Origin of the sequence: Shewanella sp. W3-18-1 (assembly GCF_000015185.1) — a bacterium.
GTDB lineage: Bacteria > Pseudomonadota > Gammaproteobacteria > Enterobacterales > Shewanellaceae > Shewanella > Shewanella putrefaciens.
Genome location: NC_008750.1, coordinates 1708717 through 1722734, shown reverse-complemented (window position 1 = coordinate 1722734; position 14018 = coordinate 1708717). Strand labels below are relative to the sequence as shown.

Below are 14018 nucleotides of genomic sequence, written 5' to 3'. Positions count from 1 at the left end.
TCTAGCTTTGCAGGGAAATAAGTAAAGTAAATGACCTTCTCCCCACAAAAAACCGCTTAGATTGACTTTTTCGTGGCCAAATCAGCACCGCGTAGCATAGCATCAATCAATTCATGGGCATCAAATTTGGTCAGAGCTTCGTTGGCCCCGACTTGATGAGCCTGACTGACACTTATCTCACTGGAAAGCGAGGTATGCAGAATAATATAAGCACTTGCCAACTGCGGATTATCACGCACCTCAAAGGCTAATTCGTACCCATCAAGCCCTGGCATTTCAATGTCACTAACTAGGATATCGATTGGATGATGCTCGGCGGCGGCTTGCTCCATTATCGCCAGCGCCTCTTTACCGTCAGCCGTCACCCGATATGAAATATTAATCATATCTAAGGCATCCGATAACTGTTTACGGGCCACTTTAGAGTCATCAACAAGCAGAATATTCATCGGCTTTAATTTTTCACGCTGCACATCGGTTAAAATTGCGCGATTCGCTTCAGGATTATCGGGAAAAACTTTAGATAATAAGAGTTCAACATCAAGCAACTGGACAAGTTGATTATCAAAACGAGTTACGCCAGTTAAAAATGCATTTTTACCCAAATTCGCAGATGGCGCTTCAATATCTCGCCAATTGCATTCAATGATTTTATCAATACCACGCACTAAGAAGCCGATAATCATCCGCTGACAATCGGTGATGATAATATAGCAACTTTCCCGTTCCTCATCCGTAATAGGTCGATAACCAATAGCGGCAGCCATATCGATGACAGGAATAGTATGACCACGTATCGTTGCAGCACCCAAAATGGTTGGATGCGATTGGGGAATTTTATTTAGTGGTGTATAAGGCACCAACTCACGCACTTTTAAGGTGCCCAAGGCAAAAACTTGGGATTGAGATAACCGAAAAAGGAGCAACCCTTGTGACTGATTTGCCTTACTTTTCATAATTGAATTTATAACTCTCTCAATATAGCCTGCCAGTATCTTAACCCTATCACAGCAAAAAGTGATGACTAAGGTCAAATGAAACTAAATCTATCTTGTATTAGCAGGCTAAAAATCCACCTGCAACTGAATTATTCCTGCAATGCGTACAATACATCAAAAGCAAACTGATCCCAGCCTTCTGCAGTAAATGCAATGTCACGAATACTGCGCACTTGGCTTACGGCATGAAGAGGCGCGGCACCATTAACCATTAAATAATAGGCCATAATAAGCCCAGTACGATCCTTACCTGAGCGGCAGTGGATAACGACTGGAAGATTATCGGCTTCACATTGCTGAATAAAGGCCAGAGCCTTGGGCAACTGAGCGACACAAATCGCAATGTCGCCATCCTGAGGCGGTACATTCCGTGAAAAAGGAATACATTCATAACGTAAACCTAAGCCTTTAAAGCTGTGAGGATCACAACCTTCGCCACCATTGACCGACAACACGGCACCAATCCCCGCCGCCTTCAATTCAGTCAAATCCCAAGGATCTTTATTGGGGCCACTGCGCCCAGCGATCTGCCCTTCTACCAACCAGAATAAATGCTGCATACAACTCCCACAAGTGAGATAACAACTAACGTTGAGATTAGCTCATCGTAGCTTTTCCAACGACTTAAGATTTTTTTCCCCAAAATTCAACATTGGCTTGCGGTAACTGTTTACGTTTTTTTTTACCTGTGCCTTCAGGTTTGGCGACAGGCTTAGCTTGTTCTAACAGTTCGGCGGGCATGTCATCATCGGCTTCAAAACCGACAATTTGCTCACGCACTAACTTAAGTTTGTTCTTTTTCTCTATCACGCCAAAGTGGTGATAATCCTCATGGGAAATCAAGGTCACGGCTAAGCCTGCCTCACCGGCGCGGCCACTACGGCCAATACGATGCATATAATCTGCAGGGCTTCGTGGTAAATCAAAGTTGATCACCACAGGCAGTTTATCGATATCGATACCGCGGGCGGCAATATCGGTCGCAATTAACACACTGATCTCGCCATTTTTAAAGCCATCGAGCACCCGCGTACGCGCACCTTGGGCTTTATCGCCATGGAACACTTCAGCAGTGATCCCACGTTTAGACAGCTTTTGCGCTAAGTGATTACAGGTATTTTTGGCACTCACGAAAATCAACGCCTGTGACCACTGATGTTCTTTAATCAGATGCGCCAATAATGCGGTTTTCATCGGACGATTAACCGTAATCACCCGTTGATGAATCGTGCTTTCTTGCTCACTTTGCAATTGATATTCAAGTGGATTATTAAGCAGTTTTGCCGTTAACTCACGGACTTCTTCAGGGAATGTCGCTGAGAATAATAAGGTTTGTTTCTTGGCGGGCAAAGCGTCGAGCACTTGGGCTAATTCTTCAGTAAAACCAAGGCTTAACATGCGGTCAGCTTCATCTAGCACTAAGGCGCTGACACGATTGAGTTTGATGGCATTACTCGACAACAGATCTAACAAACGACCCGGCGTTGCTACTAGGACGTCGGCGCCAGAACGTAAGCTCTGCATTTGCGCATTCACCGATACACCGCCAAACGCAGCGACAATTTTTAGCTTGCCATTAAGATGTGAGGCATAGGATAAAAAGCTGTCTGCGACTTGCTGGGCTAATTCGCGGGTTGGGACTAAGACCAAACAACGAACATAAGCGCCTGTCTTATCCTCTGTTTTTGCGTCAACAAGTTGTTGCAACAGCGGCACGGCAAAGGCTGCCGTTTTACCCGAGCCCGTATTAGCACCGGCTAACACATCGCGCCCCGCAAGCACAGCGGGAATCGTTGCCGCCTGTACTGGTGTGGGCGAAACATACGCTAATTCGGTTAATCGATTTAGCAAGGGTGCAATAATGCCGAGTTGGGCAAAGCTTGCCACGGAGGAAGAAGCCTGAGTCATAGAAAGTTTAACTGCTCACCAATATCTTAATAGGCGGCTATTCTAGCTTAAATATCGAGGCAGTGCTTGTCAGTTTCCAGCGTTAACAACTGCTGTTTCATCGCCAGCCCGTAGGCGTAACCCGTTAACTTGCCATTTTTGCCTATTACTCTATGGCAAGGCACAATAATCGCGATGGGATTGGCGCCATTGGCCGCGCCCACGGCGCGCACCGCCTTAGGCCGACCAATTTGCTCGGCAATCTGCCCATAGCTGCAGCTCTGACCATAATCAACATTGAGCAAGGCTTGCCAAACTTCACGCTGAAATTCAGTGCCCTTAGGTGCGAGCTTTAAATTAAATTCAATCCGTTCACCTGCAAAATAACGCGCGAGCTGCACTTGAGTTTCACTAATATGCGCCTTAGCTTGATTGAGGGCCTCCTCACTCACCTTAGCAAGCGCAATCTCAGTGCGATCCGAGCCGACAACCGTTAAATGACTTAGTCCATAGGCATTGGCATTTAATTGCAATATTCCGACAGGACTCATAAAAGTATCCATGGCACAGGGCTGATACGCTGCAATACTCGGCGCTTGGCTCAATTGACGAATCGCATGCTTCATAATTTATCTCTCTATTTATGTCTTCAACTTAAATCGTTTTAGTCGCTATTGATGCCAAAGCTGAAAGGTTAAATAACTGCCCCAAGGCGCGATTTCTTGACTCAATTGCTGGCACAGCTGCGGGTAGTTGACTGCACCCGCAGCGGCTTCATCCAGCCTATGGGTCTTGCCATACAAGGCCAGCAAATGCTTTTTAACAATCAAATCGGTATGCAAAAACACATTGGGATCGCCCAAACCGCGGAGCTTAGCATACGCGATTGTCCAAGGACCTATGCCCTTAACGCTGAGCCAATCATCGACACTCGCCTCAGGATGATCGCAGATAAACGCCGCGAGCGCATTGAGGGCTAATTTACGAGCGCCGGGCATTTTTAGCTCTGTTAGACTCGCCTCACGAATGGCCTCGGGTGTAGGAAATAAACGATACTCGCAACCATTGAGACTAAAGCGCTCGCCATAGGCTTCAACCAATTGATTAAGTAGCTTAGTCGCCTGCACTACCGTCACTTGTTGGCCTAAAATCGCACGGCAGGCCGCCTCAAATAAGGAGCCTGCACCGGGAATGCGTAATCCCGAAAACGGTGTTAATCCTAAACTTGGTAGCGCACTTAAGCCTTGTTCAATCTGCAGCATATCCGCATCGAGATCTAAAATGCGTCGCACTTCAGTGACCAGCAATTGCAGCTCATCGACAAGGGAATCTTCGGTCAACATTATCGCGAGTTTGAAGCGATTTAGCTTAGGCTCATGGATAATGTGCACTGTGCCGCGCATCTTACCTAGGGCAAAACAGCGACCATATTCGAGCCCATTATCGCCAGCTTTGGCCTCATCTACCACGGACGCCTCATCGCCAACGACATCGCTCGCTTGTGGATGACTCATCTGCGGTGTGAACCATTCCATCCCTGTTACTGCACGTAATCGATAAAACGCCAGCTGTGATGTCCAATCCAATGGAGGCCGATAATACTGATACAAGGTTAATCCATAGTGCGGCACAAATTCACCCATTGTATCAATCTCACCTAATCCTGTTAGTGGCTCACTCATGGACTCCTTTGCCGCTTTGGTTAATGCACTCTTTCTTAACTGGGTCGGCGTCAATTGCAAGGTTTGCTTAAACGCCTCATTGAAACGGCGAATACTGTTGAAACCCGCCGCCATCGCGACTTGAGTGATAGGTAATTGGGTTTGGTGCAATAATTGTTTAGCAAACAGTAACTGCCGATATAAGGCATATTGTTTTGGCGAAGTGCCAAAGCCTTCGGTAAAGAGCTTATTGAGATAACGACTGCTGATCCCTAATCGGTCAGCCAATTGTGTTACTGTCGAGGCTGGCTCTCCCGATGACTTTCCCGCTAAGGCGCCCGCTTCGATTAAACTAATGGCCCTCGCTAACGTTGTGCCAGTCCCCTTCCAAGGATTCGATCCCGGCGCACTGTCGGGCCGACAACGTAAACATGGGCGTAATCCCGCCTGCGCGGCTTTAATGGCCGAATCAAAATAACGCACATTTTGCTCTTTTGGTGCCACAGCAGGACACACAGTTCGGCAATAAATGCCCGTCGTTAATACGCCCACAAAAAACTTACCATCAAAACGCGGATCGCGGCTCATCCTCGCTTCACGGCAAATGGACGCAGAAAGTTGCCCTGCACTGAACTCCAGCGAATGCATTGAGTCTATTTCATCACGCTTATTTGCACTCTCAGAGGCTCTATCTGCACTCATTTTTCATCACGCCCGACAATATTCGCTCACAATTAATTTCTTGTTCATTACTTTACGTAAAACTAGCATGTAGCACTAGCGGAAAACGGAACTCAATCATTTCAATGCTTTTAAGGCATGAAATCTTATATACCCAAGCGACCTGAAGATACGAGTTTCAGAGCGTCTAGGGTGCTTCAATTCAAGGCGCATCAATGACAGAATGTCGGCCACCTTTTGAATTGATGCAACACGGAAGTGGAGTGCCCTAGACGCTCCGTCCCGGCGGGTTTTAACGCACTTTATGCCGTGTTGGTTATTTTTAACTTAGTCCACTAGGTCTGCAAATAACCGCAATCGCCATGGATGGCGTGAATGTCATTTATGCAGGAGCAATAAATGGCCTTGCCAAAAGTGCGTTAAATTCCCGCTGAATCCTGCATCTTCAGGTTGTTTAGGTATATGCTATACGCGACTATTTTTTATCTCACCATAGAGTTAATTCATGTTTAAACGATTTGAATCCTGGGTTGAAGCCCTACCCGATGATGAACCCACTAAACCACCCACAGGGGTTTATGCTTTTTGTCGCCACTATACTAAGGGCTACGAACTGCCGCTGATCTTAATGTCAGTGCTGACCGCCATGCTGGCCATGCTTGAAGTGTCTCTGTTCGGATTCATGGGCCAATTAGTGGATTGGCTGGTGAAAAAAAATCCCGAAACTTTATTCCAAGACGAAGGCACGACCTTAATGCTGATGGGAGGAATGGTGATAATTGTGATGCCAATATTGGTATTACTGCATGCGCTTATCATGCATCAAACCTTGCTTGGCAATTATCCCATGTCGATCCGTTGGCTCGCCCACCGTTACTTGCTAAAACAAAGTGTATCGTTTTATCAAGATGATTTTGCAGGCAGAATCGCCACGAAAGTGATGCAAACCTCCTTAGCCGTACGCGAAACTGTGATGAAATTGCTCGATGTATTGGTATACATTTTAGTGTATTTCACCTCTATGCTAGTGATGATCGCCAGCGCTGATCTGCGCTTAGTCATACCTATGCTCGTCTGGCTTGCACTGTATGTTGGGCTGCAATGGTACTTTGTGCCTAGACTAAAAAGTGTCTCTACCGAGCAAGCCGATGCCCGCTCAACCATGACAGGCCGTATCGTCGACAGCTATACCAACATCACCACAGTGAAGCTATTCGCCCACACGCAAAAAGAAGCCGAATACGCCAAATCCAGTATGCGGATATTTTTAGACACGGTTTATCGCCAAATGCGCTTAGTGACGGGGATCAGCGTCAGCGTGCAAATCATCAACTATCTGTTGGCCTTTAGTATTGCAGCAGTATCGATAGCCCTATGGACCGATAGCGCAATTACGGTCGGCGCCATCGCCATTGCGGTCAGTTTAGCACTGCGTTTAAACGGCATGTCACAGTGGATCATGTGGGAAATCAGTTCGTTATTCGAAAATATCGGCACAGTTACCGATGGAATGAACACCTTATCGAAAACAACGATCATCCAAGATGAGCCAAACGCAAAGGCGCTGGTCGTCAATCATGGCAAGATTGATTTCAACCAAGTGTGTTTCCATTACGGTGAGCAGACTGGCGTGATTGAAGATCTGAATCTGAATATTAAAGCAGGTGAAAAAGTTGGCTTAGTGGGGCGTTCTGGCGCGGGTAAATCGACCCTAGTGAATCTACTAATGCGATTCTACGATGTTGAAAAAGGTCAGATTAATATCGATGACCAAGACATTAAAACCGTTAAACAGGATTCGCTACGCTCACAAATTGGCATGGTGACCCAAGATACCTCCCTATTGCACCGCACCATTCGCGAGAATATTCTGTACGGCAATCCCAGTGCCAGTGAAGAGCAACTTGATCGTGCGATCAAACAAGCTCAAGCCTATGACTTTATTCAAGGGCTCAGTGATCCTAACGGTAATCATGGCTTAGATGCCCAAGTGGGTGAACGTGGCGTAAAACTCTCTGGCGGCCAAAGACAGCGTATCGCCATCGCGCGAGTTTTATTAAAAAATGCGCCCATTTTACTGCTTGATGAAGCGACATCTGCGCTAGATTCTGAAGTCGAAGCCGCCATTCAAGAAAGTTTATATGAATTAATGCAAGGCAAGACAGTGATCGCGATTGCCCATCGACTTTCGACTATTGCCGCGATGGACAGGTTAATTGTATTAGATCAAGGCCGAGTCGTTGAGCAAGGCACGCACCATGAACTCATCGCCGCAGGCGGTATTTATGCTCAATTATGGGCCCACCAAACTGGTGGATTCTTAGGGGTTGAATAATGTTAAATTATAACTCAGTACTTTGATTTTAAAGGCGACATTGAGTCGCCTTTTTTATTACCCATAACATAGTCCACCTGTTAGTTTGTCGAGCAAGCTTTCTGAACTAAGCGCCTGCCATTGCAATAACGAGCCATCATTTCAAGACCTCAATACAATTATGCTGCAAGCAAGTCTACAACCAATAAAAGCGCAGAAACCCGATCATAAGACCAAGCTGAATGAGCAATGAGTTGTGGCTTGTGGCTTGTAGCTTGTGGCTTGTGGCTTGTGGCTTGTGGCTTGTGGCTTGTGGAACAATAAAGAATGATAGGTACAAAAAAACCACCTTTAGGTGGTTTATTGTGTTCAACTAACGTTAGCGATTAACTTTAGTTGAAGTGGTATCCCCTAGGGGATTCGAACCCCTGTTACCGCCGTGAAAGGGCGGTGTCCTAGGCCTCTAGACGAAGGGGACCCAGACTTATGATTTAACTCGTAACCGAGCTTTGTAATACATTAACTTCAGTAGGCTAGGAAGCAAATGCCTTGTTCTTACCAAACAACACGTTAGTTATTTGCTAGGAACCACTCTCTATAAAATATAGATGGTATCCCCTAGGGGATTCGAACCCCTGTTACCGCCGTGAAAGGGCGGTGTCCTAGGCCTCTAGACGAAGGGGACCCTGGACATATTAATTTGAACTTTTCTTTCTGAATATAAAAGGAAAGCTTCCCGTTTAACATCTACGGTGTCCTAGGCACTCTCTTCTAAAAGAACGAAGGAGACCCGGACTTATGTTTTAACTCGTAACCGAGCTTTGTAATACATTTACTTCAGTAGGCTAGGAAGCAAATGCCTTGTTCTTACCAAACAACACGTTAGTTATTTGCTAGGAACCACTCTCTATAAAATATAGATGGTATCCCCTAGGGGATTCGAACCCCTGTTACCGCCGTGAAAGGGCGGTGTCCTAGGCCTCTAGACGAAGGGGACCCGGACATATTAATTTGAACTTTTCGTTATGAAAGGTTCCCGTTTAACATCTACGGTGTCCTAGGCACTCTCTTCTAAAGAACGAAGGGGACCCGGACTTATGATTTAACTCGTAACCGAGCTTTGTAACACATTCACTTCAGTAGGCTAGGAAGCAAACGTCTCGTTCTTACCAAACAACTCGTTAGTTATTTGCTAGGAACCACTCTCTATAAAATATAGATGGTATCCCCTAGGGGATTCGAACCCCTGTTACCGCCGTGAAAGGGCGGTGTCCTAGGCCTCTAGACGAAGGGGACCCGGACATATTAATTTGAACTTTTCGTTATGAAAGGTTCCCGTTTAACATCTACGGTGTCCTAGGCACTCTCTTCTAAAGAACGAAGGGGACCCGGACTTATGATTTAACTCGTAACCGAGCTTTGTAACACATTCACTTCAGTAGGCTAGGAAGCAAACGTCTCGTTCTTACCAAACAACTCGTTAGTTATTTGCTAGGAACCACTCTCTATAAAATATAGATGGTATCCCCTAGGGGATTCGAACCCCTGTTACCGCCGTGAAAGGGCGGTGTCCTAGGCCTCTAGACGAAGGGGACACAGGACTTATGTTTTAACTCGTAACCGAGCTTTGTAACACATTCACTTCAGTAGGCTAGGAAGCAAATGTCTCGTTCTTACCAAACAACTCGTTAGTTATTTGCTAGGAACCACTCTCTATAAAATATAGATGGTATCCCCTAGGGGATTCGAACCCCTGTTACCGCCGTGAAAGGGCGGTGTCCTAGGCCTCTAGACGAAGGGGACCCTGGACATATTAATTTGAACTTTTCCTTCTTATATAAAAAGAAAGGTTCCCGTTTAACATCTACGGTGTCCTAGGCACTCTCTTCTAAAGAACGAAGCGTACACAAGGACATATTAATTCGAACTTTCCATTATAAAAAGTTCCAGCTTAATAAGGCAGTAAATTGGTGGAGCTACACGGGATCGAACCGTGGACCTCTTGCATGCCATGCAAGCGCTCTCCCAGCTGAGCTATAACCCCAAATTCTGCTTCAACACCGAACTTTAACAGTGGGCATGAGCATAGAATTAGATTTTGTTCTTACCAAACAACTCGTTAGTTATTTGCTAGGAACCACTCTCTATAAAATATAGATGGTATCCCCTAGGGGATTCGAACCCCTGTTACCGCCGTGAAAGGGCGGTGTCCTAGGCCTCTAGACGAAGGGGACACAAGGACATATTAATTTGAACTTTTCTTTCTTAATATAAGAAGAAAGATTCCCGTCTAACATCTACGGTAAGTTTGGTGGAGCTAGACGGGATCGAACCGTCGACCTCTTGCATGCCATGCAAGCGCTCTCCCAGCTGAGCTATAGCCCCAAAACTTATTTAACTCAATTAAGTGCACTGCAAGCTTTAGCCAGCCTGTGTCTCAACTGCGTGGCGCATTCTATGCAGCACACCTAAAAGTGTCAACTCGTTTTTTAGGAATTTATTCTATCTGCTACAAATTCAATCGCTTTGGATATTCTTTGCTCAGAGCGACTTCTTCCTATTAAAAATAATGTGATATCTAAACCTGGAGACTGCCCTGCTCCCGTTACAGAAACACGCAGAGGCATGCCAACTTTCCCCATACCTACATCTAATTCAGTTGCCGTTTGTTCAATTGCCTGATGTATTGCTTCAACCGTCCATTCAGTTAATGCGGCTAATTTTTGTTGTACCAATTGCAACGGTTCTAACGCAACACCACGTAAATGTTTTTTCGCCTGCTCAGCATCAAAGTCTGCAAAGTCTTCATAGAAGTAACGACTAGAAGCGGCTAATTCCTTTAACGTCTTAGCGCGTTCTGCTAATGCTGTGACCACTTCGGCTAATGCTGGACCATTTGAGGTATCAATCTTTTGGTCGTCCATGTGCCATTGTAAGTGAGTTGCCACATATTCAGGGTCAAGCGTCTTAATATAGTGTTGGTTCAACCAAACCAGCTTATCGGTATTAAAGGCTGAAGGCGCCTTATTAATATCGTCTAGCTTAAAGTATTGCTTCATTTCCTCTAAAGAGAAAACTTCTTGATCACCGTGTGACCAACCTAAACGCACTAAATAGTTGAGCAACGCTTCAGGTAAATAGCCATCATCACGGTACTGCATTACGCTAACAGCGCCATGGCGCTTAGATAACTTAGCGCCGTCATCACCCAAAATCATCGATACATGCGCATATTCAGGAATTGGTGCACCTAACGCTTTGAGGATGTTAATTTGACGAGGCGTATTATTGATATGATCTTCACCACGCACCACACAGGTAATCCCCATATCCCAATCATCAACGACTACGCAGAAGTTATATGTTGGCACGCCGTCGGTACGAGCAATGATCAAATCATCTAATGCGTCATTAGAAAATTCAATACGACCACGAACATGGTCATCAAATACCACTGAACCACCGATTGGATTTTTAAAACGCACCACAAAAGGCTCATCAGTGTCACGGGCAGGCAAATCACGGCAGCAACCATCGTATTTTTGCGCTTCACCGTTAGCGGCCTGTGATTCTCTTAAGGCATCGATTCGCTCACGTGAACAGTAACATTTATACGCTGTGCCCTTTTCTAACATTTGAGCAATGATTTCGTTATAACGGTCAAAACGCTTAGTTTGGTAATATGGGCCTTCGTCCCATGTCAAACCTAGCCAGTTCATGCCTTCTAAAATCGCATCGCAAGCAGCTTGAGTTGAACGCTCAATATCCGTATCTTCAATACGTAATACAAACTCACCGTTATTGGCACGGGCTTGTAACCAAGAATAAAGTGCAGTACGGGCACCACCAACATGCAAGAAACCGGTAGGACTAGGGGCAAAACGCGTCTTAGTTGTCATAATGGGACACTAACCTATATAAAAGTCGTCTAAATAAAGACAAGTACGATAAAAAGTGGGCTTATTCTAACAGTCAAAGCAGGCCCTGCAAATGGGGCAAATATCCCATCTCATTAAATTGGATCTCTGAATTATGACCTTTAATACACAAACCACCTGAAGGCGCAGGATTCAGGTGGTTTGGATACATATGAAAACGAAAATCAATGATGACTTTGCTGACTTTATCTCAGCCCATATGAATGATCTATGCCGATAAGTCTCTGCACGGTACAACCCCCTGAAATAACACTTTAATCGGTGATATGTTTAACATTAAGTCAATGCGAACAAAAATAGCGCGACCAATGCTTTTTTCATTAAAAAGCGTTGACACTAGATCGAACCTCCCTATAATACGGCTCCACACAGCGAGGTCGATTAGCTCAGCTGGGAGAGCACCTCCCTTACAAGGAGGGGGTCACTGGTTCGAGCCCAGTATCGACCACCATTTATTTGAAAGAAATAACCGCTGTAGATAATAGTTGTATCCCAGGTCGCTTAGCTCAGCTGGGAGAGCACCTCCCTTACAAGGAGGGGGTCACTGGTTCGAGCCCAGTAGCGACCACCATATAACTTAATTTACAGGACTGTGTAAGTCATTCCCAGGTCGCTTAGCTCAGCTGGGAGAGCACCTCCCTTACAAGGAGGGGGTCACTGGTTCGAGCCCAGTAGCGACCACCATTCTTCAGTGAATAATGACTCCAATTGTGTAGTGTAAAATACCCAGGTCGCTTAGCTCAGCTGGGAGAGCACCTCCCTTACAAGGAGGGGGTCACTGGTTCGAGCCCAGTAGCGACCACCATATTCTGCAATACCTAATTAAAATCCCAGGTCGCTTAGCTCAGCTGGGAGAGCACCTCCCTTACAAGGAGGGGGTCACTGGTTCGAGCCCAGTAGCGACCACCATATCCCCCTGTTGTTCGAAGCCCCAAGCTAAATCTACGCTCAAGATCTAACTACAACACCCTTGCCTGTAAATATCTTTTCCTCATTTAATTAACCACAAACAATACTTATAAAATACGCCATAAATACAGCCAGCTCAGTACAAATGCCCTCTTAAATGCTTTTTAGCCCTGCTATGTACCGGCAATAATTCCAATTAACACCGATGACAAAATAGCAACCGCGGCAAGTTTTGATTTATAGAGCATTGATCCATAAATCACATTTTGATCTAAAAATAACGCATTCTGCTCACTTAGTCGGCACTCTATATTCAATAGAAATAAAGCCACTATTAACTTTTGGGTGGGTTCCCACCCATTCATGATACTAGTGTGAGCGAGATCTCACCCACCAATTTAGCGGTGTGACACACATCAAATGAACTACACTTTGTTAACCAAACACTTACAGACTTCAATGTAAGTTGGCGTGGTATTTGCGTTAAGTAGAACAGACCTCAGGGAAGTCAAGGCTGTATTCCTACTCACACTTGGTAACAAACTAACCAAGACTGAGGACAAATCCTAACAACAGAAAAAGGAACTCAAAATGACATTGAATCAACAGATTAGTATGAACCGCCCATTGAAAACTGTTGCGAAGATGCTTGCTATAGCATCTGTTATTGCAACCAGTTTTAACGTGCTTGCAGCCCCCGTCGAAATTAAGTTTTCTCATGTGGTTGCAGAAAACACCCCCAAAGGCCAAATGGCGTTGAAATTTAAAGAGTTGGTTGAACAACGCTTACCGGGTGAATACAAAGTCAGTGTATACCCTAGCTCACAGTTATTTGGGGATAACAACGAGTTAGCAGCATTATTATTAAATGATGTGCAATTTGTAGCGCCTTCTCTCTCAAAATTTGAACGCTACACAAAACGTTTACAGATATTCGATCTGCCCTTTTTATTCAACGATATGGATGCAGTAAATCGCTTCCAGCAGGGAGAAGCGGGGCAAACATTATTAAACTCAATGACACGTAAAGGGATTGTCGGCTTAGGCTATTTACATAATGGTATGAAGCAATTCTCAGCCAATACCCCGCTTAAACAACCTTCTGATGCAAAAGGGTTAAAGTTCCGCGTGATGGCATCGGACGTATTAGCGGCTCAATTTGATGCGATTGGTGCGATTCCAGTAAAAAAACCGTTCTCGGAAGTATTTACCCTGCTACAAACCCGCGCTATCGATGGTCAAGAGAATACTTGGTCTAATACTTATTCACAAAAATTCTATGAAGTTCAAAGCCATATCACAGAGAGTAATCATGGTGTACTTGATTATATGGTTGTGACCTCAGATACCTTCTGGAAAGGATTACCAGCAGACAAACGTAAAATCATCAAAGAAGCCTTAGATGAGTCAATCGCATTAGGGAATAAGATTGCTGCCGAGAAAGATAACGAAGATAAACAATTAATCCTCGATTCTAAACGCTCACAGTTAGTGACATTAACGCCAGCAGAACGTCAACAATGGGTAGATGTAATGAAACCTGTGTGGGCGAAATTCGAAGATCAAGTTGGCAAAGATATCATCGAAGCCGCCGTTGCTGCAAATAAACAATAATTAAAATAACCGCTTA

At 45.1% G+C, this 14018-nt stretch carries 8 protein-coding genes and 14 tRNA genes; 7 read left to right on the top strand and 15 right to left on the bottom strand.

From position 1 onward, the window contains the following. Positions 1–56: 56 nt before the first annotated feature. The 5 genes from SPUTW3181_RS07920 to SPUTW3181_RS07900 all read right to left on the bottom strand — a co-directional run bounded on the left by SPUTW3181_RS07920 (position 57) and on the right by SPUTW3181_RS07900 (position 5248). Positions 57–956 (bottom strand): chemotaxis protein CheV, encoded by a 900-nt coding sequence (locus SPUTW3181_RS07920; protein ID WP_011788854.1) that lies wholly within the window; start codon positions 954–956, stop codon positions 57–59. A 131-nt stretch (positions 957–1087) separates the two neighbouring features. Further along, a complete protein-coding gene (locus tag SPUTW3181_RS07915) occupies positions 1088–1558 on the bottom strand; it encodes a dual specificity protein phosphatase family protein (RefSeq protein WP_011788853.1) in 471 nt (156 codons plus the stop codon). A 64-nt stretch (positions 1559–1622) separates the two neighbouring features. After that, positions 1623–2906 (bottom strand): DEAD/DEAH box helicase, encoded by a 1284-nt coding sequence (locus SPUTW3181_RS07910; RefSeq protein ID WP_011788852.1) that lies wholly within the window; start codon positions 2904–2906, stop codon positions 1623–1625. Between the two features lie 47 nt (positions 2907–2953). Continuing rightward, a complete protein-coding gene (locus tag SPUTW3181_RS07905; protein WP_011788851.1) occupies positions 2954–3511 on the bottom strand; it encodes a methylated-DNA--[protein]-cysteine S-methyltransferase in 558 nt (185 codons plus the stop codon). Positions 3512–3556: 45 nt separating this feature from the next. Further along, on the bottom strand, positions 3557–5248 hold the full coding sequence (locus tag SPUTW3181_RS07900; RefSeq protein WP_011788850.1) for a DNA-3-methyladenine glycosylase 2 family protein: 1692 nt from the start codon (positions 5246–5248) through the stop codon (positions 3557–3559). A gap of 484 nt (positions 5249–5732) precedes the next feature. Here SPUTW3181_RS07900 and SPUTW3181_RS07895 point away from each other — a divergent pair, with 484 nt between their 5' ends. Further along, the gene (locus SPUTW3181_RS07895; RefSeq protein ID WP_011788849.1) at positions 5733–7562 is read left to right on the top strand and encodes an ABC transporter ATP-binding protein; all 1830 of its coding nucleotides are present in this window, start codon (positions 5733–5735) and stop codon (positions 7560–7562) included. A 381-nt stretch (positions 7563–7943) separates the two neighbouring features. Here the strand turns inward: SPUTW3181_RS07895 and SPUTW3181_RS07890 are convergent. The 10 genes from SPUTW3181_RS07890 to gltX form a co-directional block, all read right to left on the bottom strand. Continuing rightward, positions 7944–8019, bottom strand: a tRNA-Glu gene (locus SPUTW3181_RS07890). Between the two features lie 131 nt (positions 8020–8150). Then, positions 8151–8226 (bottom strand) — tRNA-Glu (locus SPUTW3181_RS07885). Between the two features lie 236 nt (positions 8227–8462). Then, positions 8463–8538, bottom strand: a tRNA-Glu gene (locus tag SPUTW3181_RS07880). Positions 8539–8761: 223 nt separating this feature from the next. After that, a tRNA-Glu gene (locus SPUTW3181_RS07875) sits at positions 8762–8837 on the bottom strand. A 223-nt stretch (positions 8838–9060) separates the two neighbouring features. Then, a tRNA-Glu gene (locus SPUTW3181_RS07870) sits at positions 9061–9136 on the bottom strand. Between the two features lie 132 nt (positions 9137–9268). Beyond that, a tRNA-Glu gene (locus SPUTW3181_RS07865) sits at positions 9269–9344 on the bottom strand. Positions 9345–9509: 165 nt separating this feature from the next. Further along, a tRNA-Ala gene (locus tag SPUTW3181_RS07860) sits at positions 9510–9585 on the bottom strand. 114 nt (positions 9586–9699) lie between these two features. Beyond that, positions 9700–9775: transfer RNA gene (locus SPUTW3181_RS07855), tRNA-Glu, on the bottom strand. A 75-nt stretch (positions 9776–9850) separates the two neighbouring features. Further along, positions 9851–9926, bottom strand: a tRNA-Ala gene (locus SPUTW3181_RS07850). A 104-nt stretch (positions 9927–10030) separates the two neighbouring features. Beyond that, entirely contained in the window at positions 10031–11440 is a 1410-nt protein-coding gene (gltX, locus tag SPUTW3181_RS07845) for a glutamate--tRNA ligase (RefSeq protein WP_011788848.1), read from the bottom strand. A 414-nt stretch (positions 11441–11854) separates the two neighbouring features. Here gltX and SPUTW3181_RS07840 point away from each other — a divergent pair. The 6 genes from SPUTW3181_RS07840 to SPUTW3181_RS07810 all read left to right on the top strand — a co-directional run bounded on the left by SPUTW3181_RS07840 (position 11855) and on the right by SPUTW3181_RS07810 (position 14002). After that, positions 11855–11930: transfer RNA gene (locus tag SPUTW3181_RS07840), tRNA-Val, on the top strand. A 44-nt stretch (positions 11931–11974) separates the two neighbouring features. After that, a tRNA-Val gene (locus SPUTW3181_RS07835) sits at positions 11975–12050 on the top strand. 37 nt (positions 12051–12087) lie between these two features. Beyond that, positions 12088–12163, top strand: a tRNA-Val gene (locus tag SPUTW3181_RS07830). Positions 12164–12208: 45 nt separating this feature from the next. Continuing rightward, positions 12209–12284 (top strand) — tRNA-Val (locus SPUTW3181_RS07825). 28 nt (positions 12285–12312) lie between these two features. Beyond that, positions 12313–12388, top strand: a tRNA-Val gene (locus SPUTW3181_RS07820). A 591-nt stretch (positions 12389–12979) separates the two neighbouring features. Then, positions 12980–14002, top strand: coding sequence for a TRAP transporter substrate-binding protein (locus SPUTW3181_RS07810; protein ID WP_011788847.1), 1023 nt, complete (start codon positions 12980–12982; stop codon positions 14000–14002). The last annotated feature ends 16 nt before the right edge of the window (positions 14003–14018 follow it).